At 61.4% G+C, this 20,564-nt stretch carries 23 protein-coding genes and 1 pseudogene; 17 read left to right on the plus strand and 7 right to left on the minus strand.

The features are described 5' to 3' along the window. Nucleotides 1–50: 50 nt before the first annotated feature. Both ACFODV_RS04940 and argE read right to left on the minus strand, forming a co-directional pair. Complete coding sequence (locus tag ACFODV_RS04940; RefSeq protein WP_379755505.1) at nt 51–776, minus strand: glutamine amidotransferase; 726 nt, start codon at nt 774–776, stop codon at nt 51–53. Between the two features lie 20 nt (nt 777–796). Further along, on the minus strand, nt 797–1,951 hold the full coding sequence (gene argE, locus ACFODV_RS04945) for an acetylornithine deacetylase (RefSeq protein ID WP_379755508.1): 1,155 nt from the start codon (nt 1,949–1,951) through the stop codon (nt 797–799). 228 nt (nt 1,952–2,179) lie between these two features. On the opposite strand from argE, the gene ACFODV_RS04950 reads away from it, so the two are divergent. Further along, nucleotides 2,180–3,313 (plus strand): alkene reductase, encoded by a 1,134-nt coding sequence (locus tag ACFODV_RS04950; RefSeq protein ID WP_379755511.1) that lies wholly within the window; start codon nt 2,180–2,182, stop codon nt 3,311–3,313. Nucleotides 3,314–3,417: 104 nt separating this feature from the next. Here the strand turns inward: ACFODV_RS04950 and ACFODV_RS04955 are convergent, their stop codons facing one another. Continuing rightward, nucleotides 3,418–3,843: a hypothetical protein gene (locus ACFODV_RS04955; protein ID WP_379755515.1), complete on the minus strand. Its 426-nt coding sequence runs from the start codon at nt 3,841–3,843 to the stop codon at nt 3,418–3,420. 397 nt (nt 3,844–4,240) lie between these two features. Between ACFODV_RS04955 and ACFODV_RS04960 the strand changes: the two genes are divergently transcribed. From ACFODV_RS04960 to ACFODV_RS04990, 7 genes and pseudogenes are all read left to right on the plus strand, one after another. Further along, a complete protein-coding gene (locus ACFODV_RS04960) occupies nt 4,241–4,918 on the plus strand; it encodes a type I restriction-modification system subunit M N-terminal domain-containing protein (RefSeq protein ID WP_379755518.1) in 678 nt (225 codons plus the stop codon). A 180-nt stretch (nt 4,919–5,098) separates the two neighbouring features. Then, nucleotides 5,099–5,884, plus strand: a complete 786-nt coding sequence (locus tag ACFODV_RS04965; protein WP_379755521.1) for a virulence RhuM family protein — start codon at nt 5,099–5,101, stop codon at nt 5,882–5,884. Beyond that, nucleotides 5,800–6,108, plus strand: a complete 309-nt coding sequence (locus tag ACFODV_RS04970) for a type II toxin-antitoxin system death-on-curing family toxin (protein ID WP_379755524.1) — start codon at nt 5,800–5,802, stop codon at nt 6,106–6,108. Before ACFODV_RS04965 ends, ACFODV_RS04970 begins: the two co-directional genes overlap by 85 nt. A 125-nt stretch (nt 6,109–6,233) precedes the next feature. After that, nucleotides 6,234–6,480, plus strand: a pseudogene (locus ACFODV_RS04975) (type I restriction-modification enzyme R subunit C-terminal domain-containing protein); the annotation flags it as partial. A gap of 46 nt (nt 6,481–6,526) precedes the next feature. Then, nucleotides 6,527–6,736 carry a hypothetical protein gene (locus ACFODV_RS04980; RefSeq protein WP_379755608.1) on the plus strand — a complete coding sequence of 70 codons (210 nt, stop codon included), beginning with the start codon at nt 6,527–6,529 and terminating at the stop codon, nt 6,734–6,736. A gap of 12 nt (nt 6,737–6,748) precedes the next feature. After that, nucleotides 6,749–7,219: a hypothetical protein gene (locus tag ACFODV_RS04985; RefSeq protein ID WP_379755527.1), complete on the plus strand. Its 471-nt coding sequence runs from the start codon at nt 6,749–6,751 to the stop codon at nt 7,217–7,219. A 412-nt stretch (nt 7,220–7,631) separates the two neighbouring features. Continuing rightward, nucleotides 7,632–8,078 carry a nucleoside deaminase gene (locus ACFODV_RS04990; protein ID WP_379755530.1) on the plus strand — a complete coding sequence of 149 codons (447 nt, stop codon included), beginning with the start codon at nt 7,632–7,634 and terminating at the stop codon, nt 8,076–8,078. Nucleotides 8,079–8,088: 10 nt separating this feature from the next. Here ACFODV_RS04990 and ACFODV_RS04995 read toward each other — a convergent pair whose 3' ends face one another. The 4 genes from ACFODV_RS04995 to ACFODV_RS05010 form a co-directional block, all read right to left on the minus strand. After that, nucleotides 8,089–9,000 carry a homocysteine S-methyltransferase family protein gene (locus ACFODV_RS04995; protein WP_379755533.1) on the minus strand — a complete coding sequence of 304 codons (912 nt, stop codon included), beginning with the start codon at nt 8,998–9,000 and terminating at the stop codon, nt 8,089–8,091. Nucleotides 9,001–9,089: 89 nt separating this feature from the next. Beyond that, nucleotides 9,090–9,371 (minus strand): DUF503 domain-containing protein, encoded by a 282-nt coding sequence (locus ACFODV_RS05000; protein WP_379755536.1) that lies wholly within the window; start codon nt 9,369–9,371, stop codon nt 9,090–9,092. A gap of 40 nt (nt 9,372–9,411) precedes the next feature. Then, nucleotides 9,412–11,034 (minus strand): PEP/pyruvate-binding domain-containing protein, encoded by a 1,623-nt coding sequence (locus ACFODV_RS05005; RefSeq protein ID WP_379755539.1) that lies wholly within the window; start codon nt 11,032–11,034, stop codon nt 9,412–9,414. Further along, complete coding sequence (locus ACFODV_RS05010) at nt 11,031–12,971, minus strand: DUF47 domain-containing protein (RefSeq protein ID WP_379755542.1); 1,941 nt, start codon at nt 12,969–12,971, stop codon at nt 11,031–11,033. Before ACFODV_RS05010 ends, ACFODV_RS05005 begins: the two co-directional genes overlap by 4 nt. Nucleotides 12,972–13,180: 209 nt before the next feature. Between ACFODV_RS05010 and ACFODV_RS05015 the strand changes: the two genes are divergently transcribed. The 9 genes from ACFODV_RS05015 to ACFODV_RS05055 all read left to right on the plus strand — a co-directional run bounded on the left by ACFODV_RS05015 (nt 13,181) and on the right by ACFODV_RS05055 (nt 20,357). Further along, on the plus strand, nt 13,181–14,581 hold the full coding sequence (locus ACFODV_RS05015; protein WP_379755545.1) for a CHAD domain-containing protein: 1,401 nt from the start codon (nt 13,181–13,183) through the stop codon (nt 14,579–14,581). A 99-nt stretch (nt 14,582–14,680) separates the two neighbouring features. Then, nucleotides 14,681–15,724 carry a nucleoside monophosphate kinase gene (locus ACFODV_RS05020; protein ID WP_379755548.1) on the plus strand — a complete coding sequence of 348 codons (1,044 nt, stop codon included), beginning with the start codon at nt 14,681–14,683 and terminating at the stop codon, nt 15,722–15,724. Nucleotides 15,725–15,827: 103 nt separating this feature from the next. Continuing rightward, nucleotides 15,828–16,178: a DUF3147 family protein gene (locus ACFODV_RS05025; protein WP_379755551.1), complete on the plus strand. Its 351-nt coding sequence runs from the start codon at nt 15,828–15,830 to the stop codon at nt 16,176–16,178. Between the two features lie 322 nt (nt 16,179–16,500). Next, nucleotides 16,501–17,271 (plus strand): 3-hydroxybutyrate dehydrogenase, encoded by a 771-nt coding sequence (locus ACFODV_RS05030; RefSeq protein ID WP_379755554.1) that lies wholly within the window; start codon nt 16,501–16,503, stop codon nt 17,269–17,271. A gap of 180 nt (nt 17,272–17,451) precedes the next feature. Then, on the plus strand, nt 17,452–18,495 hold the full coding sequence (locus ACFODV_RS05035; RefSeq protein WP_379755556.1) for a patatin-like phospholipase family protein: 1,044 nt from the start codon (nt 17,452–17,454) through the stop codon (nt 18,493–18,495). A 22-nt stretch (nt 18,496–18,517) separates the two neighbouring features. Continuing rightward, entirely contained in the window at nt 18,518–18,958 is a 441-nt protein-coding gene (locus ACFODV_RS05040) for a nuclease-related domain-containing protein (RefSeq protein ID WP_379755559.1), read from the plus strand. A 72-nt stretch (nt 18,959–19,030) separates the two neighbouring features. Continuing rightward, entirely contained in the window at nt 19,031–19,426 is a 396-nt protein-coding gene (locus tag ACFODV_RS05045) for a hypothetical protein (protein WP_379755561.1), read from the plus strand. 229 nt (nt 19,427–19,655) lie between these two features. Continuing rightward, complete coding sequence (locus ACFODV_RS05050; RefSeq protein WP_379755564.1) at nt 19,656–19,874, plus strand: hypothetical protein; 219 nt, start codon at nt 19,656–19,658, stop codon at nt 19,872–19,874. Between the two features lie 168 nt (nt 19,875–20,042). Further along, on the plus strand, nt 20,043–20,357 hold the full coding sequence (locus ACFODV_RS05055) for a hypothetical protein (RefSeq protein WP_379755567.1): 315 nt from the start codon (nt 20,043–20,045) through the stop codon (nt 20,355–20,357). Nucleotides 20,358–20,564 lie beyond the last annotated feature (207 nt).

Below are 20,564 nucleotides of genomic sequence, written 5' to 3' on the forward strand. Positions count from 1 at the left end.
GGTGCGGGGCGCTGTCGTTCAAGAAGAGAAAAGGTAACGCGATCTTCGGCTCAGGCGTGCTCGGCCTCCCTGGCCACCGCCTCGGCGAAGCGTGTCAGCAGCAAGCTCGCTTCATGCGTCGCGGTGATGCCCTCTATCAACGCCTGGGTGTCCTGGCCCTGATCCCGAAGGGCAGGGACCTGGTGACCCAGGTAGGCGCGCATCACCTCCGGGGTGAACTCGGGGTGGAACTGCACGCTCCACTGACGCGGGCCGTAGCGCAGCGCCTGGTTGGCGTCATGGGCGTTGCTTGCCAGTACCACCGCATCATGGGGCGCCTCGAGCACCGACTGGGCATGGCTCAGCTGGGCCGGGAAGCGCAGGGGGAGCTGACCGAGGAGGGCGTCTGCGCGCCCGGCCTCGGTGAGGGTAACCTCATGGGTGCCGGATTCGCGCCCGGCCGGATGATAGTCGCTGACCCCGCCGAAGGCCGAAGCCATCAGCTGGTGGCCGTAGCAGACGCCGAGTATCGGCAGGTTGCGCCCGCGGGCATCGACTAGCCAGGGCTTGAGCGCCTCGCTCCAGGGCTCGGCGTCGCTCACCATGGCGTGAGAGCCAGTAATATAGAGGCCGTCGATGCCTTCGAGGGCGGGCAAGGGTTCGTGGCGAGCGTCGAATACCGAGGCGTTGAAGCCGCCGCGGGCCAGCGCCTGCTGGAACAGCGTTTCGAAATCGCCGTGGGCGTTCACCACGTCGGGGAAGGCATCGCCGGTCTTGACGATCAGCAGTCGGGGCATGGGTCTCTCCTTGACGGGGTCTAGTCGTGGCACAGCCGTTCGCCCAGTGCTGCCATGAAGCGGTCAGCGGCGTCGAGCTGTTCTCCCTCGATGTATTCGTCGGGCTGATGGGCCTGGCCGATGCTGCCCGGCCCGCAGATCACCGTAGGGAGCCCTTGGCGCTGGAACTGGCCTGCCTCGGTGGCGTAGGCCACTGCGCCGGCGGGGCGCTCGCCAAGCAGGGCGTTGCACAGCGTGAGCACCTCGGCGTTGTTGTCATCGGCCAGGGCCGGCACCGTCTCGTTGAGCGCCACGGTGACGATGGAGGCTTCCGGCGCACGCCGGTGCATCTCGGCCTCGAGCTCGGCGGCCCGGGCGTTGACCCGGCCCACCAGTTCCTCGAAGCGATCCGACGGCAGATGGCGGATCTCCCACTCGAAGGTGCACTCCCGGGCCATGATGTTGATCGCCGTGCCGCCCTGAATCTTGCCCACGTGCAGGCTCGAATGCACCACGTTGAAGGCCTCGTCCACGCGCCCCTCGGCCTGGAGCTCTGTCATGACCTCCTCGATATAGGTGACCAGCCTCGCCGCCACGTGAATCGCCGAGACCCCTTGGTTGACCTGGCTGGAATGCGAGGCCCGGCCCGTGACGGTGGTGCGCAGGTTGGTGGCGCCCTTGTGGGCCACCACCGGGTGCATGAGCGTCGGTTCGCCGACGATCACCGCCGCAGGAAGCGGGTGATCGGCCATCAGCGTCTCGATCATGCGCGGCGCGCCGATGCAGCCGATTTCCTCATCGTAGGAGAGCGCCAGCCAGATGGGCTTTTCCAGGTTAAGCCTCACCCAGCGCGGCACCTTGGCCAGGGCGCAGGCGATGAAACCCTTCATATCGCAGGTGCCGCGGCCGTAGAAGCGCCCATCCCCCTTGTCGACCAGGCTGAAGGGGTCGGTGGACCAGGGCTGGCCGTCCACCGGCACCACGTCGGTATGGCCGGAGAGCACCACGCCGCCGGCCACATCGGGACCGATGCGCGCCAGCAGGTTGGCCTTGCGCCCGTCGTCGCTCTCCACCCGCCAGTGCGTCACCCCGTGCTCGTCAAGGAACCCCTCTACGAAGGCAATCAGGTCCAGATTGGAATCCCGGGAGACGGTGGGGAAGCCCACCAGGCGGTCGAGCATCTCGGCAGCGGTCATGGCGCGCTCCTTGTGGAATGTGAAGAAAATCCTATCACGCTCGCCGGGCCTGCCGAAGGAAGAGCGCGACCCCGAAGCCGTCCGTCCATCGAGCCTGCTTCAAATGGGGATAGGCTCAGGCTATTCGATCAATGCACCACTATTCCTGACACAGGTAGTTAACAGGCTTATTATGTGGACAGTTGATATTCAGTAGCTAACATTCATTCTTCACCAGGAGGCGTCTTGATGCCTGATACATCTCTCTTTACACCAGAGCTCTTGACCCCGTTACAGCTCGGCAGCCTGAGCCTGCCCAATCGCGTGATCATGGCGCCGCTGACTCGCTCGCGCACGCCGGACAGCATTCCCGGCAAGCTGCAGCAGGCCTACTACGGGCAGCGTGCCAGTGCCGGGCTGATCATCAGCGAGGCGACGAACATCTCCCCCACGGCGCGGGGCTACGTGTATACGCCGGGCATCTGGACCGACGCCCAGGAAGCGGGATGGAAGGAGGTCGTCGAGGCCGTTCACGCCAAGGGCGGGCGCATCGCGCTGCAGCTATGGCACGTGGGGCGCGTCTCCCATGAAATGGTGCAGCCCAACGGCGAACAGCCCGTGGCGCCAAGAGCCCTCAAGGGCGAGGGCGCCGAGTGCTTCGTCGAGTTCGACGACGGCACCGCCGGGCCGCACCCCACCAGCACGCCGCGGGCGCTGGAAACCGATGAGATCCCCGGCATCGTCGATGACTATCGCCAGGCCGCCGAGCGCGCCAAGCGGGCCGGCTTCGACATGGTCGAGGTGCACGCGGCCAACGCCTATCTGCTCAACCAGTTCCTCGCCACCGGCACCAACCAGCGCACCGACCAGTACGGCGGCTCCATCGAGAACCGCGCGCGCTGCCCGCTGGAAGTGGTCGACGTGGTCGCCGACGTGTTCGGCCCCGCCCGTGTCGGCATCCGCCTGACGCCCTTTATCGAGCTTTTCGGCCTGACCGACGATGAGCCCGAGGAGATGGCCTACTACCTGGCCAGTGAGCTCAATCGCCGCGGCCTGGCCTACCTCCACTTCAACGAGCCCAACTGGGCGGGGGGCGACATCACCTTCCCCGAGGGCTTTCGCGAGCAGATGCGCCAGCGCTTCAGGGGCGGCTTGATCTACTGCGGCAACTACGACGCTGAGCTCGCCACTCAGCGCCTGGCCGACAATACCGCCGACGCCGTGGCCTTCGGTCGCCCCTTCATCGCCAATCCCGACCTGCCCGAGCGCTTCCGCGTGGGGGCGGCGCTCACCGAGCCCGACCACAGCACCTTCTACGGCGGCGATGAGAAGGGCTACACCGACTATCCCTTCCTCGATAACGGTCATGACCGTCTCGGCTGATTGATCGCCTCGTCTCGATTGCGCTGTTCGAGAGCCGCGTTCCGCGTGTGAAAATGAAAGCCCCGGCGCAGCGGTCGGGGTTGGAGACGAGATGATCCGCGGGATCACTCGCTGGGTTTATTGGAACGGCTGGAATTGTAATCCTGTGCTGGCGCTGCACGAAGGCGTGCTTTATCGGCGTGGACCCCGGTGGGGTTGTTGCCCAGTCGCATTCCGGCAGGGTTGTTATCGACGCCGATGACATTGCCCACATTCCCCTTACCCCCGCCAATCCCGCCACCGCCATCGCCAAGACCACTTTTCACTCCGCCATGATCATCACAGATTGAGTGAGTGATTCCGGCCAAGGAAGAGAGAAAAAATATCTTGCCGTCCATGCACTCTATTCGGTACTCAATCCTTGGTTTCTCCATCAGTCCCTGTTCCATGGCTGCCTGGGGTGACAGGGCATGGCTGGACAGGGATACCCCAAGCATGAGTGTTGAGAACAGTAGAGCCGTTGCCTGAGCCTTGCGGTCGAATGCTTTCATTGTTGTTGCTCCGATGTGTGGTTGGTTCCCCCATGGGTCGTTGCTCGTCAGGTTTCGGTTCACATCTTTTTTGCACGAACCGAGGTATGCCCGAGCCGCTCTCGCCTCGCTCAAGGCCGAGCTGATCGCCAAGGGTGAGGCTTAACAAACCCGATCCAAGCACCTTTATCGCCTGCTTGTGGCCGTGACGCGTGAAGGCCAGCGTCATGATGCTGCTGATTAACATATTGACGCGGCTTATTTTAAGTTCGGCCCGAAATGAAAATAAGGCATCTCCCAGGCTCACGGGGAACGGCCATCCGCCAGCGGGAGCGCCGCTCGCAGCGCGATTGGCGTAGGCCGATGCCGCGGCGTAGCATTACCCCCATGATTCCCATCGCAAGGACCCGCGACACCCATGTTCGAGCAGACCTTCAAGAACATCGGCGATGTGCTGTGGAAAGAGGCCGGCTGCGCCACCGAGCTGGACTACACCGAACAGACCTCCTGGCTGCTGTTCCTCAAGTGCCTGGACGACCTCGAGCAGCGGCGTGCCATGAACGCCACCCTGGCCGGCAAGGCCTTCTACTTCATCATCGATGCGCACCATCAATGGTCGAGCTGGGCCGCGCCCCGCAAGCGCGACGGCAGCCTGGACCACGACAGCGCCCTGACCGGCGACGACCTGCTCGACTTCGTCAATCGCGAGATCTTCCCCTACCCGCAGTGCTTTCGTGAGCGCGCGACCGGGCCGGATACCATCGAGTACAAGATCGGCGAGATCTTCTCGGAGGTGCGCAACAAGTTCCAGAGCGGCTACAGCCTGCGCAATGCCCTGGAATTGGTCGATGGTCTGACCTTCCGCTCCCAGGAGGAGAAGCACGAGCTCTCGCACCTCTACGAGGCCAAGATCAAGAACATGGGCAATGCCGGGCGCAACGGCGGCGAGTACTACACCCCGCGCCCGCTGATCCGCGCCGGCTCACCACCCAGCAGCTCGACACCCTCCAGGCTCACACCTTCTTCGGCGCCGGCGTTAAGACGTTGGTGCTGTTCTTCGAGAAGGGCGCCCCCACCCGCGACATCAAAACCTTGATGAACAAAGGTCTGTCGTCCACCACCTTGAGGCACTGGAGTCCGATGTGGCTAGGCTTGAGACTATTTATGAGATGAAACTCACCGCTCTCGCCGAGCTTAAGCAGTCCCTGCTGCAGAAGGCCTTCTCCGGCGAGCTGACGGCCACGGAGGCCGAGGCGGCGGTGGAGGAGGCGACGGTATGAGCGACAACAACCAGGCGCCCATCGTCATCTACCAAGAGGCCGGTCGGGAGGTTGAGGTGCGGCTGGATGCCAAGCACGACACTGTATGGCTGACTCAGGAACAGCTGACACTTGTCCTCGATGTTCAGAAAGCCGCGATCTCTAAGCACCTCAGTAACATCTACAAGAGCGGTGAGTTGGATAGGGAGGCAACTGTTTCCAAAATGGAAACAGTTCGTCTCGAAGGAGGGCGAGAGGTACGCAGGAGCCTCGAGCACTATAACCTCGATGCCATTATCTCGGTGGGCTATCGCGTCAACTCACGACGCGCCGTGCAATTCCGCCAGTGGGCCACCCGCGTGCTGCGCGAGCATCTGACGCAGGGTTGGACGCTGAATCGCCAGCGCTTCGAGGAGAACGCCCGGGAGCTGGAGGCCGCCATGGCCCTGGTGCGCAAGACCGCTGGCAGCCCGGCGCTGGATACCGCCAGCGGCCGGGGTCTCGTCGATATCGTCACCCGCTATGCCCAGACCTTCCTGCTGCTGCAACGCTACGACGAAGGCCTGTTGACCGAACCCCGTGCCCAGGCCGGAGGCCGGCTGCCTACGCTGGAAGAGGCTCGCACAGCGCTCGCCTCGCTGAAGGCCGAGTTGATCGGGCGGGGAGAAGCTACACCGAACTGTTCGCCCGGGAACGCGGTGACGGCCTCGACTCGCTATTGGGCAATCTCGATCAGACGGTCTTCGGCGAGCCGGCCTACCCCTCGGTGGAGGCCAAGGCCGCACACCTGCTCTACTTCGTGATCAAGAATCATCCCTTTACCGACGGCAACAAGCGCAGCGCGGCCTATCTCTTCGTCGATTTTCTCTACCGAAACGACCGGCTGCTCGACGACGAGGGAGAGGTGGTCATCAACGATGTGGGCCTCGCCGCCCTGACACTGCTGGTCGCCGAATCCGATCCGGCCAACAAGGAGACCATGATTCGCCTGATCATGAACATGTTGGCATCTCACGAAGGAGTCTGACGGGTCAGGCCAGTGGTTAAGCCAGGAAAAGTCTCGCGCGCTAAAGTCGGAGTGCCGAACCGTCCCTCCCACGAAGGTCCAGGCCGACACTGGCTTTGCTAAGTAAAAGCTCATATGTTGTGAGAGTAGGGAAGGCGGTCGTCGAGGTCGAGCTGGCACCGGGCAAGTTCCGCCAGCTCCAGCACATGAGCGCCACGACCTTCTGGAGCCCGGACGGCAAGCCGATGTCGTCGGCCGACTTTGTCAGGCAGCTGTTCGGTGAACTCCCGGCACTCTTCCACGACGAGGAAGAACTGCGACGGCTCTGGAGCCGACCGGACACCCGCCAGGCCCTGCTCGATACCCTGGCCGAAAAGGGCTACGGCAACCACAGGAAGAGGTCAACCGCGATCGCATCGTCTATTTGGTCAGCGATGAGGTGGGTAGTTCTCCCGAAGGTGTCACGAAGTGGATCAAGGCTAATTGGCGCAGCCTGTTCGAGTCGGAGCTGGAGGGCTGGTACACCGACCCGACGCTATGGCCGAAACTCACCCTGAAGCGTTTTGACGAGTGGTTCGATGTCGAGTGCCACAGCGTGATGATCGATACGCTGGGTACGCCCATCGAGGATGATGAGGCGTCAGACTGACCGGGAGGTTTCATGAAGCCATTCTCCATCCTGCTGATCCGCCTGCTGGGTCTCTATCTCTTCCTGAAGACGCTGTTTGCGGTGGTGCCGGCGCTGGCGCTACTGGGACCCAATGCTGCCGAGCCCGGGGTCGGGAAGTTGCTGCTGATCTATGTGGCGACGGTGGGCGTGCCCATGGCGGGCGGCGTGCTGCTCTGGTGCTTCGCCGGTCGACTGGCGGATAGGCTGCATGGCGCGGGGGGAGTATCTGACGCGGCGAGCGGCCGGATCGCGGACGAGGACCTGGTGCGTGCCGGCACCTTCCTGATCGGCGTGTACCTGGTGGTGCGTCACGTCGGCATGCTGGTGGCGGCCTACACTGGTGCGGGCGCCGTCGCCTATGACGCCCTGGTCGTGGTGTTGGCGGGCCTCGGCATGATGCTGGGCGGCAGGTATCTGGTGGCGCTCTACCGCAGGATCAAGTATCTGGGGGTGGGTCGCTAGGTCGGCCATGGTGAAGTCAGCCAACCGGAGCGTCCCCTTCTGATATGGGTGCATCGCCAGGAGGGGAAGGGTGTTACCTGCCGGTATTGACCGTCATGGTGGCGTGCCGATTATCCGTTCCAGCTCATGGTGGAAGGCCGCCGGCTTGGCCATGTGCAGGAAGTGGTCGGACGCTTCAATGCAACTCTCCTCATGACGCTCTCCTCGAGTTTTCCGTGCTTCCCGCAGCATAGACGATGTCCCTCTCGGGATGGGTTGTGGCGATCGGCTCGTCATTCTTCGTCGTGGGTGGCCGTGGCCAATGAGACACTGTTGAGTGGCGCCAACCTGCGAGCGATGCACCGCGACCGGAAGAGGCGGCGCATCCTGGCCCCCTGAAAATCTCAACCCCCACCCATGAGGAGAGCTACCCATGTCCCATCAGGAATGGATCGCCCGGTGTATCGATCTTGCCACCGAGAACAGGGCGCACGGACAGGCGCCTTTCGCCGCGCTTGTCGTGCAGAACGGCAAGGTCGTGGGAAAGGGCGTAAACGATGTGAAAGCCACCAATGATCTGACGGGGCACGCCGAGATTCGTGCGCTGCAGGCGGCCGCCCGGCAGACTGGCTCACGGCGCTTGGCGGGATGTGTGCTCTACACCAGCTGCGAGCCTTGTCCCATGTGCCTGGGCGCCATCTACTGGAGCGGGATCACCCAGGTCTATTACGGGCTTTCCATCGCTGGGCAGGCGGAGTTCAGCGACCTGCCCCAACGCCAGTACGCGGAATTTCGGCTCGCCGCACAGGAGCGCAGCGTTCAAGCACTGCAGGCGAGTCCCGACGGGGTGGATCCTCGTAGGCCCTTCCTCGCGAAGTAATCGAAAGGCTTCAAGAAGCGACCAGCGAGTATCCCCTGGCGGTCAATCGCTCGGCCAGGGCGGCAATATGGGCGGGGCCAACTTCACAGCAGCCACCGACGAGGGTCGCGCCCTGCTCGATCCACCTCATTGCATGCTCTGCGTAGGCGTCGGGACCGAGATCCGTGCGCGTCTCCAGCGCATCCACCGTGCCGCCGGGGTGAAGCGCGGCCACGGAGGTAAAGCCGTTGGCGTACCCGCCGAACGGCACGCCGAGACCGGCAAGCTCGCCCATGGCGGTCGTGACCATCTCGGGCACCGAGCAATTGACCAGCACCCGCTCGGCGCCGGCGGCCACGACCTCCCGGGCGGCTTGAAGCAGCGATTCGCCGGAGCGCAGGCGGGTGCCATCCTCGTCGTCTACTGTGAACGCGACCCACACGGGGAGCTTGCCTTCCACCGCGGCGATAGTCGCTGCGCGCGCTTCGCGGGCAAGCGACATCGTTTCACACAGGAACAGATCGACCTTTGCGGCCTGGACAGCGACGATCCGACGGTAGTCACGCAGGCAGGTGGCGTCGTCCGGCACGCTGTCGGGATGATAGCTCGCGACCAGCGGGGGAAGGCAGCCGGCGATGCGCACATCCCGGCCGCTTTCCTCGCGGGCCCTGCGAGCGGCGTCCAGCGCCGCGGCATAAAGCGGTTCGAACAGATTGGGATCGCCGTCGCGCGCCAGGCGCTGCGGTGTGGCGCTGTAGGTGTTGACCGTAATCACCTGAGCGCCGGCCTCGATGAAGTCGCGGTGAATGGCGGCAACCAGATGCGGTTCATCCAGCATGACTTGAGCGGACCAAAGCGGCGACGCGGGGCGGCGGCTGCGTGTCGCGAGCTCCTGGCCCATCCCTCCGTCTAGCAGCACAATACGGTGTTCTTCAGCGGTCATCGGTTCACTATATCCTTCTCGAGCTCGACAATTTTTAGTGAAGACAATGTTGCCAGGGAAAACGGCGGTCCGCGAGGCCGCGTTGGGCGCTACAGTAGCTCCCGGTTAGTCTCCATGACCCGTCCATCCACGGTGCGCTGAATCTTGTCCTCGATTTCGCTGAGCAGGGACTCCAGTTTCGGAACCGCGGTAGCCACCACCACGAAGGTCCATTCGCTGGCCTCGAGACGGTCGAGCTCGCCGCTTTCGCAGACCGCCACCGCCGGGTTGCGCCCGAAGCGCTCGTGCAGGCCGCCCATGCGCTGACGCTTCTCCTTCAGCGACTGACAACCGGGCAGCGAGATGTGCAGGGTGAGGATGCCGATATGCATGGTTTAACCGGGGTGTGTGACCGAGAGTGTGGCCGAGCGCTTACGGGTGCGTATCCCGCAGCCTAGCGAGACGCTCCAATAGGGCGTGGGGTACCTGTTCCTCGATCCATGTCTCGCCGAAGTAGATGATGCCCTCGTTGCCGTCCAGCGTCAGGATATCACCCTCCCTGAGCTGTCGCTCACCGATGGTTACGGTGCGCAATTGCTCGTTGAGGGTCATCGTCTCACAGCCGACCAAGCAAACCTTGCCCAGTTGGCGAGCCACCACCGCGGCGTGTGAGGTTCGTGCGCCGCGCTGGGTCAACAGGCCTTCAGCGATCTCCAGCGCTGCGATGTCATGGGTCTCCGCATCGCGGCGCACCAGGATTGTTGGAACTCCCGCTGACTTCCGCGCCCGCGCCTGTACTTCGTCCATGACGATTTCACCGCAAGCCACGCCGCTGGTCGCGCTGGCGGCGTGCGCCAGGGGAGACAGGGCTTGTCCATCGGTGCTCGCTACTCTGCGCAGGGTCAGCGCCTGGGCATCCAGGTGTCGGGTGCGTTCCAGCGCCGTGGCGGGCTCGATCATTCCCTGCTCCCACAGGTCCAGGGCGATGCGCGCTGCTGCCTGGGGGGTTCGCTTGCCGTTCCGGGTCTGCAGCAGATGGAGCCGGCCGCTCTGTATGGTGAATTCGAAATCCTGCATGTCGCCAAAGGCCTGCTCCAACTGAGCGCAGGCCTGCCGAAGGGAATTCCAGAGGTGCGGCGTGACCGTAGCCAGTTCGTCATGCCCCTGAGCGCTGCGCCGGCCGCTGACCACGTCCTCTCCCTGGGCGTTGAACAGGAAGTCCACCCAGGGGAAGGGGTCTCCGTTACTGGGGTCGCGGGTAAAGCCTACCCCGGACCCCGAAAGCCCACCTGCGTTGCCGAACACCATGCGCTGCACCGTCACCGCGGTGCCGATGTCATGAGAAATGCCGTGCAGGTCTCGGTAGGCCCGGGCCTTGGCACTCTGCCAGGAGGCAAATACTGCCGAAATGGCCTCGCGCAACTGCACTCGGGCATCCTGGGGGAAGGGCTCGCCGGCTTCACGGGCATAGGTGGCCAGGTGGCGGAAGGCAACGTCGCGCAGGGCGGAGAAATCGAGCTCTCGCTCGTCGTTTGCCTGGCGCACGTCATCCAGGTCGGCTTCGAAACAGCTGGCGGCGATTCCTGCGACCACCTCGCCGTAGGCAGAGATCAGGCGTCGGTAGGCATCCCAGGCCAGGCGCGGGTGCCCGGTCAGCCTCACCATGCCGGGCAGGGTCGTTTCGGTCAGTCCGATATTGAGCAGTGATTCCATCATGCCCGGCATGGAAACTGCCGCGCCGGAGCGGACCGACAGCAGCAGCGGGTGCCGGCTATCGCCAAGGCTTAGCCCTGTCAGCGCCTCGAGTCGTTGCAGGGCCCCTGGCCACTGGGTGTGAACCGCGTCCGGCTGCCGGCACCAGCCGGTGCCAAGAACAAAGGCGGGTGGCACCGGCAGGCCAAGGGTGGCCATCTTCGCCAGGTTCCATGCCTTGGCGCCGAGTGTGTCCGGGGAGGCTCCCATCGGAAGGGGAGTCGTGTCGCCGATGATGTGGATATGCTGTTGGGCGTCGTTCTCCACGGGGGCCGACACCTCTTCGATGTAGGACGGGCTCACAGGCTGCCTCCCATTCGACTGAAGGCCAGCTTGCGCAGACCAAACCCGGTGGCCAGAAGAGCATCGGTTGATCGCTCGAGTGCTAGCGCAAATTCGGTGCCCAGATTCAGGGTGATGGCATCGCTGACGTGTCGCATCAGCGCCCGGCGAACGTCTCGCAGCAGGAGGTCGCAGCGTCGCTCGGCGTTCAGCACGCGCCACAGTGCAGCCACGAACTCTTCGTGATCCTCGGCGGTACTCTGGTCGTTGAGCGTGCCGGCGATGGCCAGCGCCTTGACGTGATCCTGAGTGGCGTTCAGCACCTCGTCGGTAAGCCGTAACATCGCCTCCTGCACCTCCCCCTTCCAGCCCTCATGGCCGCCCTCGGCAATCAGGGACAGCAGGAAGGTGGCTTCCTCCAGGTAGTCGGCCACATCGTCGGCACGCTCGATCAGACCGGTGAAGGGTCGCCAGCGTGGCTGCAGTTCGGCGCGGGAGCGAGAGCGCATCACCATCAGGTCGGCCTGGTGCTCCCACTCCTTGGCACGTTCTGCCAGCTTGTCGGCTGCCTTGCGCTTGAGGTGGTGTCCATGGGCGAGGGCGTCACGCAGACCTTCAGCCAGTGCATGACAGTAAGCAGCGTGTTCACTCAGCAGGTCAAATTCATCGCGACGCCGTTGCAGGTGGCGCACCAGCAGCAGGCGGGTCTCATCGCCGATCAATGCGGTGCTATGTCCCTGCTGGGTCGATTGGCTGGCGAGTGACAGGGCCTCTATCAGGAACTCTTCGGCCGGCGCGGCGCCCAGCACCTGGTCGAGGCGGTCGCCGATGTGGAAGTAGTCACTGCCCAATGCCTGCATGGCGCCATAGATCAGGCGTTCAGCGCCGGCCACCAGCCAGGCCATATGGCCTGCTTCCCGGCGCGCCGTTTCGCTGAGGATGGCGACCGCGGAGGCCTTGCTGACGAACTGCACCAGACGCTTGCGGGCACGGTTCCAGTCAATCAAGAACACGATTCGAGAGCCGATGCCTTCCAGAGCGCGATGCAGGCTCTCTTCATCTTTGCTGTCGAACGTTGCGGTACCCACGAAGAAGGCCTTCCCGGCATTCAGGCCGCTGGAGGTTCGCGCTTCCGGCATCGACCACTGGGCGCCGATTTCGCCGAGCATGTTCTGGAAGAAGCCAAATCGCTGGCGGTGCAGGTCGGAGTAGGTAAGGGTGATGCGCAGGTCCTGGACCTGGATCACCAGAACATGAGCATCGTTGGTGCCGATATCGTTCTGCAGCAACAGGCGCTCACCATCGCGGGTTGCAGCGGTGTCGAGCCCCGGATGGTCCAGCTTGAGCGGGCGGGTACGATTGAGCCCACGCATGAAGGCAGCCACCCGAGGATGGTCCTGCTTCGCCAGCTGCCAGACATGGGCCCCATCGACAACGTCATCCGACAGTTCGGCGGCCATGTGATTGAGCGTCTTGTGCAGATCCATCACCAGAATGTGAAAGCTGTCTCCCTTGCCGCGCTTGCCGCTGGTCAACGCCCGGAGTTGTTCATCATCGAGGGTGTCACCGTTGAGCGCCTCCAACCAGGCGCACCAGTCACTTGCCCGCTCGGTAAGCGCGGCTTCGCTGGTGCCCTTGTTCAAGGGGCGGGCCATGGTGAGCAGGTCGTCCCGCAGCATCGCGGCAAGGCGGGGCAGTTCAGGGATATTCAACAATCGGCCGGTACGAAAGGCGGTTGCGGCCAGATCCTTGAGCCAGGGAGAGGTGATGCCGGCGCTAGAGAGTTCGTCGGAAAAGTCGAGGGACGTCGTGGTGGGCTGATCGGCATGTGCCTGGGCGGCCTGCAGCAGAGATAAATACACCTTCAGGCGATCATTGGCCGCCAGGGCTGCCGTAATCCACGCTGGACGAAGAAGTTGCTCCTGTCCCAATGATGCCACCACATCGACCTTGTCCATTAGAGCCTCCACGCCGGACTTGCGCATACGTCACAAGAAAATCGCTGATAATGTCAATATTATTTCTCCTGTATGTGACGCTTGGGTGACTCGTGCTGGGGAGCTTTGCCGCACTCGGCATGCATTCCGTGGTTCACCAACGCAAGATGGGGGAATGAGTGGCCCACTTGGCCTACCATGGAGCAGTCATCGTAAACAGGGGATTCTTTATGCGGCATCTCTTTTTGATGCGCCACGCCAAGGCGAAAAAGGCCAGCGGCGATATGGCCGACCATCAGCGTCCACTGCGCAAGCGGGGCAGGCGCGAGGCCGCCGCCATGGCGGTTCCCCTGAGGCGATGGCAGGCCCTGGAGGGTGAACTCCATGTCAGTGATGCCACACGTACACAGGAAACGTTTGTGGAGGTCGCGGAGCAACTTTCCGAGTTCTCTCTGGCCGAGCGGGCCCGCTTCGACGAGGCCCTCTACACCTTCGATGGTCAAGCGCTGCTCGCCTGGTTGAAGACGCTGCCAGACGAGGCCGATAAAGTACTGGTGATCGGCCACAATCCGGCTCTGCTGGAACTGGCCGACTGGCTCTGCGGTGGGGCACCGGATGACCTGGCCACCGGCGGCGTGCTGCATCTCACCCTGGCGGATACTCCCTGGCACTCAGTGGCTCAGCTCAGCGCCGAACTGGCGGACAGCCTTAGCCCGGAGCAGGCCAGTCATGCGTTCTTTAAGCGTCGGGCACCCGAGCCACCCGACCTGGGCAAGGCCGATCTTCGACATCGCATTTGTGAACTACTCGCGCATCAGTGTCGGATGGTCAGGGCTCTTGAGCCCGGAGTCATCGCCGGCGTTGATCCCGAGTTCCTGCACCAGTACAGGGTGAATCTTCGCCGAAGCCGGGCGATCGGCGAATCTGTGCTGGCCACCGCCGAGAAACCTGCTGGCAAGAAGACGCCCGGCCATAAAAAGCTGCCTGGCCTCAAGAAGCGGTTGAAGCGGCTCAAACGTCGGGCCCAGGCCACCAGCGACCTGCGCGACCTGGACGTGTTCCTGGAGAGCCTGGACACGACCCCGCCGCCGCTGTCGCCGCGCAGCCGCCTTGCCCTGCAACGCTGGCTGCATGCTCGTCATCAAACGCATCATGAGGCGCTGTGCCAGGAGCTTAATGAGCCCGAATACGACGACGAGATGCTGGATTGGCAGCGTTATCTGACCTCCAAGACGTTTCGGAAGGGCCTGGGTCGGCTCTCGTCCGGTCGCATCGAGACGGTGCTCGCCGAGCGTATCCTAAGCCACGACCATGACCTGGCCGCTATCGACAGCGAAAGCAACGACGAGGCCTTCCACGACCTGCGCAAGAGCGTCAAGCGCATCCGCTACCTGGCCGAGTTGGAACCGAAGCGCCACCGCGACTTCCTGGCGGGATTGAAACGCCGCCAGACCCTGCTGGGTGACTTTCAGGACCTGTGCACCCGCCAGGTCTGGATCAATGCCTTCGCCAGCGACGCGCGCAACGCGCCTAGACGGAAGGAAGAGTGCGATGCCTGGCGCGCCGCGCTCCAGAAAGAAAAGCTGGCGCTGCGCGAGGAGATCGTAGCGCTTGAGCCGCTAGCATCCTGACCGATAGATGAGTGTGCAAGCAGACAGCCCAGACATGTTGGGAATGATTTTTCTGGGGATTTACACCATTCCACACGCCGATCGAACATGAGAGTCTTTATGACCAAAATCAAAGGGTTCGTACCCAACACCTTGTTTATCGAAGTCTCCGGCGCTGGCCTGCCGGAGGTTGACGGTCTTTATGTGCCTTCACAGGCGCCGCCTGCCAAATCCGAATCGGGGGTTGTGTCCAGCCCCGGCTACTGGAACGGCAAGATGGCCTGGGATCGTGCCGATGGCAAGGCGGCCAGAAGCCCCGCGATCTCTTACTCCAATAGCTATGCCTCTTGGCGTATCTGCCGCCTGGACGGACATCTCGCCTACGAAATAACCTGCGATGATGAGCTTCCTCCCACGGAACGCGAGTGGAACGTCTATAAAATGGGGGTTGCCCCGGCCCCCAAAGTGGTGATCCACCATTGTGACCCGCGAGAACCTTGCCCCGAACCGAACGTCGTCTACGTGCTCGGCGGTCCTGGTGCCGGCAAGGGCACCATGTGTGAGCTCGCGCAAATTCAGTTGGGCTGGACGCATCTTTCTACCGGCGACCTGCTGCGTGCAGAGCAGAACGCCGGAGGCTCCACCACCGAAGTCATCAAGGAATACATCGCCGCCGGTAAACTGGTGCCCAACGAGATCGTGGTGCGCCTGCTCAAAGACGCCATGGAGCGAACCACCAGAACCACTGGCAAGAGAAACTTCCTGATCGATGGTTTTCCCCGTTCGCTATCCAACCTGGAGGCATGGTACGAGGTCTTTGGCAGGGAAGCGGAACTTCCCACCATGCTGTACTTCGAGTGTCCTTTTGACGTCCTCGAACAGCGCATTCTGGGGCGCGCCAGATACTCCGACCGGGCCGATGACAATGTGGAGGCCATGAAGCTAAGGTTTGAGACCTTCAAGGCCGAAACGCTGCCTACGGTAGAGCTGTTCAAGAGTAAGGGAAAGTGCGTTGAAATTGATACCAGCCAGGACCGAGAAGCCGTATACGCCCTGCTTCGTGATCAACTTGCCAGGTATACCGAGCCGCGTCTGATTGATCAGCCGCTTACCCAAAAAGCCGAGATCCTTCTTGGCCTTAGGCCCTACCCGAAAGACGAGTAAATGCCATTCACTCGCTACCCCTCCCATGGCGGGATGAGTTGGGTGAGGTGGGTATAGCGGCAGGACAATCGAGCATCTACGCCAGCCCGGGAGGAGAAAAACGTTGTTTTACTACGTTGCGAAAGTAGCGATCACCGCCGTGCTGGTGGTGCTGATTTCTGAGATCTCCAAGCGCAGCTCCTTCTTCGGGGCTGTTCTGGCGTCGGTGCCTCTGACTTCAGTGTTGGCCATGATTTGGCTCTACATCGATACGGGCGATAACGGGAAAGTGAGCGAACTTGCCGGCAGCGTCTTCTGGCTGGTGCTGCCCTCCCTGGCGCTGTTTATTGCACTACCTATCCTGTTGGCTAAGGGGGTCAACTTCTATCTTGGCCTCGCTGTCTCCGTCGCGATTACCGCCCTCTGCTACTGGTTAATGGTGACCTTGCTGCACCACTATGGCGTCGAGCTTTGATGCGGTTTCGGTGGGTAACATTGGAAGTACGCCTATTGTTACACTCGGCTGGCAGACTGTTACTTTCTGCGGCTCCGATATCGGTCCATGGCGCCTGTCGGATGAGAGGATGTTAGCCACAGCCTCTACCTGACACGGTGCGAGAACGGCAGCGTCCAGTCCCTGGTGCGGCCTCTTCACCACTCTCCAACTCCGCTTTGCACTCTGTGTGGCAGCGCACAGATCCGGTTGTCCTCTTCTCTCAAACTGGTTGCGCAGGTTACTGCCGGGCTACTCGTGGGTCAGTGGCCCACCCATCAAAAAACGAAAAGGCAAAACGACCATGAAACTCGACGACAAGGTCTGCGTTATCACCGGTGGCGCTAGTGGCATCGGCCTTGAAATCGCCAGGTGCTTTGCTGATGCAGGTGGCAAGGTGGTGATCGCCGACATTGACTTCGATGCAGCAGAAAAAGCGGCGAAATCGCTCGGCGAAGGCCACATGGGCGTCAATATGGATGTGACCGACCCGGATGCTGTCCAGCAGGGTATCGACAAGGTGATCGAGACCTATGGACGGGTGGACGTCCTGTTGTCAAACGCCGGCATCCAGATCGTGAAGAGAGTTGAGGAGTTTACCTACGACGAGTGGCGAAAGGTCGTATCGATTCATCTCGATGGCGCCTTCCTGACCTCCAAGGCCGTGCTGCCGCAGATGTACGCGCAGGGGTCGGGCACGATTCTTTACATGGGCTCAGTTCATTCTCAGGAGGCGTCCGCCCTCAAGGCGCCCTACGTCTCGGCCAAGCACGGCCTTATGGGCCTGGCCCGGACGATTGCCAAGGAAGGTGGCGACAAGGGTGTGCGCACCAACGTGATCTGTCCTGGCTTCGTCAAGACGCCGCTGGTGGAGAAGCAGATTCCCGAGCAGGCAAGGGACCTTGGTATCTCGGAAGAGGACGTCGTCAACAAGGTCATGTTGGGCGAGACCGTGGATAAGGAATTCACCACGGTCGAGGACGTGGCGCATACCGTATTGTTCCTCGCTACCTTTCCGAGCAACGCGCTGACCGGCCAGAGTATCGTGGTCAGCCATGGCTGGCGGATGGACTGACCCATGAACTGACCCATGAACAAGGACGACACCGCCGGTGGCCGACCTGCCGGTGCGACGGATCGTCGAGGGCCAGCACATCATCGCCGACCTGTCGCTGCCCTACGGGCGTATCGTGCACGACTATCTGGCCTGAGTGTTTCGTGGTCAGTGCGTCCACAACTGGAAAGGACCTATCCCATGGCACAGAAACCCAAGCTCGTTAACCTCGCCCTGCAGGGAGGAGGCTCACATGGCGCTTTCACCTGGGGGGTGCTGGATCGGATCCTGGAAGATGGCCGACTGAAGCTCGCCGGGGTTTCGGGTACCTCGGCCGGGGCAATGAACGCCGTGGCGCTGGCGGATGGTTTTACCCGCGACGGCCCCGAGGGCGCGCGCGCCGCACTCGCCAACTTCTGGCGCGCCATGAGCGACGGCGCAAAGAACAGTCCGCTGAAACGCATGCCGATCGACGTGCTGATGGACAATTGGGGGCTGGAGAACAACCCCATGTATCACGTCATGGATTCGCTCTCGCGTGTGGCCTCGCCCTATCAACTCAACCCAATGAATATTAATCCGCTGCGGGACCTGGTGGAGGAGAGCATCGACTTCGACATGGTGCGCAAATGCAACGCCTTCAAACTCTTCATCTCGGCGACCAATGTAGAAAGCGGCACGGTCAAGGTTTTCCCGCGCGAGGCGTTGACGGTGGACATGGTGATGGCCTCGGCTTGCCTGCCTCAGCTCTACCAGGCGGTGGAGATCGACGGCGTGCCCTACTGGGACGGCGGCTACATGGGCAATCCCTCGCTGTTTCCGTTCCACGGCAAGACCGGCACCGACGACATCGTGGTGATCCAGGTCAATCCGATCGAACGCAAGGGGGCGCCAAAGACACCTCAGGAGATCCAGAACCGGATGAACGAGATCAGCTTCAACGGCAGCCTGCTCAAGGAGCTACGCGGTATCGATTTCGTGGATAGACTGATCCGCCAGGGCAAGCTCTCGGGGGACGACTACCGTCAGGTGCGGGTGCACATCATCGAGAACCAGGCAGAGTTGAAACCGCTGGGTGCCTCGTCGAAGGTAAATGTCGAATGGGCGTTTCTTACCAAACTGCGCGATATGGGCCGCGACACTGCCACGCGTTGGCTGGATGAGAACTTCGCGGCCATCGGCGAGCGATCTACCGTCGACCTGCATGCGATGTTCCAGGGGACCGGTGCGGAGCATCAAGGCTGATCAGCCAACCTCGCATGACCTGGTGATCGAGCACGGCGGCGAGCGCGCCCAGATCGACCATCTGGTGATCCATCCCTACGGCTTCATCATCATCGAATCAAAGAGCATCGTCGGCGAGGTACAGGTCAACGCCGAGGACGAATGGTCCCGCAGCTACAAGGGCAATTGGTCGGGCATAGCGTCACCCATTCGCCAGGCGGAGCTGCAGCAGGAGGTGCTCAAGGCGTTGCTTCGCAATCATGTGGAAAAGCTTCTCGGCAAACTGCTGGGCATCCAGACGCAGATAGGCGGCCGCTACGTGAAATGCGCAAGCTGCAATACCGACACCTCGATGAAGCAACCATGCCCCGCCTGTGGCTGGAAGAGCGTCAAGGTCTCGAAGGATGGGCCAAGCTACACTGCCGCTTGCCGGAAATGCGACCACCAGTATCTGGTCTATCGACAGGCAGCGGGGAAGGCGTGATGGCAGATAGCGACCCTAAGCAGCCATGACGGCAAAGGCAGCATGCTCGTTCATCCTTGTTAGGCACTACATATGACCATGCGCAAAGCTCGTTTAATTATCGTGGTGGTAGGTATAGTCCTACCTTATTTGGCGCGAGTGCCTCGAGGCTCCGAGTGGTTGGGGCAGTATACTGATACCGGTTTTGTTGGCTGGCTGTTTTTTGGTGCTTTAAATGCGATAGTCTGGGGTTGCATCCTCGCTTTAAGCTTCAAGTATGAGCGGCCTGTTTCGTTGTTGGCGCCATGCATACTTGGTTTTGGCTTCTTGGCATGGGCGCATGGCACATTAGACTTGAGTGCCAACCCAAACGCGGCTATCGCACTGGTCATTATTCCAGTCTATGCGCTTGTGCCGGTCGCAGTCGGCGGTATATTCGGTTACATCGTGGATCGTATGCTGCGGCAAAAAAAATTGCCTAACCAGTAGTTGCAGTTCGTTCCGGGCCTCACGGCCCTCCACCGGACGCTCTTTTCTCCGCTTCGCTGCAAAAAGGTCGCCCACTGAGCAATGGCGTTATATCAGCATGATCGCAACGTCTGCTTCTAGCCGAATGGAGAACGTTAGTCTACGCTGATATGTGGGTAAATCAGCTTTTACGCACCAGAAGGACACCTTGCAGGTGGTAATTCAGTTTTCCTTGACATAGGAGAAGTTCATGCAAGATATAAGACAACTTGAGGTTGGCATGACCACAAAGATTGGCACGGATCAGGTGAAGGAGCCTGAGGTGGGCAGGGAGTATGTGCGCGCGCTCGACTCCAATACTTGGCTCCTGTTTACCGAAGACCCGGCCGAGGATCGAACAGTTGTTGTTCGTATTAATAGCATCGATGGTGATGTGTGCCACTGCACGGTTACTAGAAAGCTAAGTTGATAGCTGTCCCGCTCTCGACTTGGCTGACTAGGCTAGCGTGCGGTTCAACGCAGTGACGTCATTTCTTGGTGCTGAACGTTCGTTAGCAGGTCCAGTGGCCTCGGCAATTGACGAATCAAAGCGGTGGAGCGGACACTCTACTGCCTTTTATTACTTTAAGGTGAATTTTTGAGAAAATTTATTGGAAGGTGGCGCATTAAATGGATGGAAATGTGGGATCAAGATTTTGTTGATCTTATCGAGCCTGGATACTTCCATTTCGATGAAAATGGCCTTGGCTTTTTCGTATTTGGTGCAGTCCAAGGACAAATTGATTATCGCATTTCTGATGATGGAGCACGTGTCGAGTTTTCCTGGTCTGGAAATGATGATGGCAGGGAGAAAACGGGCCGTGGTTGGTTTCAACTTCAATCTTCACGGTTAGCAAAAGGGCATTTCTTCATTCATTGTGGAGACGAATCTGCTATTGAAATCGAACATTAAACATAACCAGATCATTAAACGGATGCCAAAATCTCATCTCCGCGCCGGTTTTGCCACCGGCGATGGCGTGTGGCTATATCGTAAGCGCTCCACCAACCCCACCTTCTTCGGCCTGACCTAGACCGGTAGCGTGTCTTTCCAGCGCCAAGGGAGCAGCGTGTCGAGGTCGTCATCCTCGCCGAGGGTTGGCAGGGTCTCGAACACGAA

Source organism: Halomonas tibetensis (assembly GCF_042643535.1).
Taxonomy (GTDB): Bacteria; Pseudomonadota; Gammaproteobacteria; order Pseudomonadales; family Halomonadaceae; genus Halomonas; species Halomonas tibetensis.

Coding starts and splice junctions, on each gene's coding strand:
- ACFODV_RS05030 (WP_379755554.1), top strand. CDS start 16,501: ATGAAACTCGACGACAAGGTCTGCGTTATCACCGGTGGCGCTAGTGGC.
- argE (WP_379755508.1), bottom strand. CDS start 1,951: ATGACCGCTGCCGAGATGCTCGACCGCCTGGTGGGCTTCCCCACCGTC.
- ACFODV_RS04940 (WP_379755505.1), bottom strand. CDS start 776: ATGCCCCGACTGCTGATCGTCAAGACCGGCGATGCCTTCCCCGACGTG.
- ACFODV_RS04955 (WP_379755515.1), bottom strand. CDS start 3,843: ATGAAAGCATTCGACCGCAAGGCTCAGGCAACGGCTCTACTGTTCTCA.
- ACFODV_RS05050 (WP_379755564.1), top strand. CDS start 19,656: ATGCAAGATATAAGACAACTTGAGGTTGGCATGACCACAAAGATTGGC.
- ACFODV_RS05015 (WP_379755545.1), top strand. CDS start 13,181: ATGCGGCATCTCTTTTTGATGCGCCACGCCAAGGCGAAAAAGGCCAGC.
- ACFODV_RS05000 (WP_379755536.1), bottom strand. CDS start 9,371: ATGCATATCGGCATCCTCACCCTGCACATCTCGCTGCCCGGTTGTCAG.
- ACFODV_RS05020 (WP_379755548.1), top strand. CDS start 14,681: ATGACCAAAATCAAAGGGTTCGTACCCAACACCTTGTTTATCGAAGTC.
- ACFODV_RS04990 (WP_379755530.1), top strand. CDS start 7,632: ATGTCCCATCAGGAATGGATCGCCCGGTGTATCGATCTTGCCACCGAG.
- ACFODV_RS05035 (WP_379755556.1), top strand. CDS start 17,452: ATGGCACAGAAACCCAAGCTCGTTAACCTCGCCCTGCAGGGAGGAGGC.
- ACFODV_RS04950 (WP_379755511.1), top strand. CDS start 2,180: ATGCCTGATACATCTCTCTTTACACCAGAGCTCTTGACCCCGTTACAG.
- ACFODV_RS04985 (WP_379755527.1), top strand. CDS start 6,749: ATGAAGCCATTCTCCATCCTGCTGATCCGCCTGCTGGGTCTCTATCTC.
- ACFODV_RS05010 (WP_379755542.1), bottom strand. CDS start 12,971: ATGGACAAGGTCGATGTGGTGGCATCATTGGGACAGGAGCAACTTCTT.
- ACFODV_RS04960 (WP_379755518.1), top strand. CDS start 4,241: ATGTTCGAGCAGACCTTCAAGAACATCGGCGATGTGCTGTGGAAAGAG.
- ACFODV_RS04965 (WP_379755521.1), top strand. CDS start 5,099: ATGAGCGACAACAACCAGGCGCCCATCGTCATCTACCAAGAGGCCGGT.
- ACFODV_RS05045 (WP_379755561.1), top strand. CDS start 19,031: ATGACCATGCGCAAAGCTCGTTTAATTATCGTGGTGGTAGGTATAGTC.
- ACFODV_RS04995 (WP_379755533.1), bottom strand. CDS start 9,000: ATGACCGCTGAAGAACACCGTATTGTGCTGCTAGACGGAGGGATGGGC.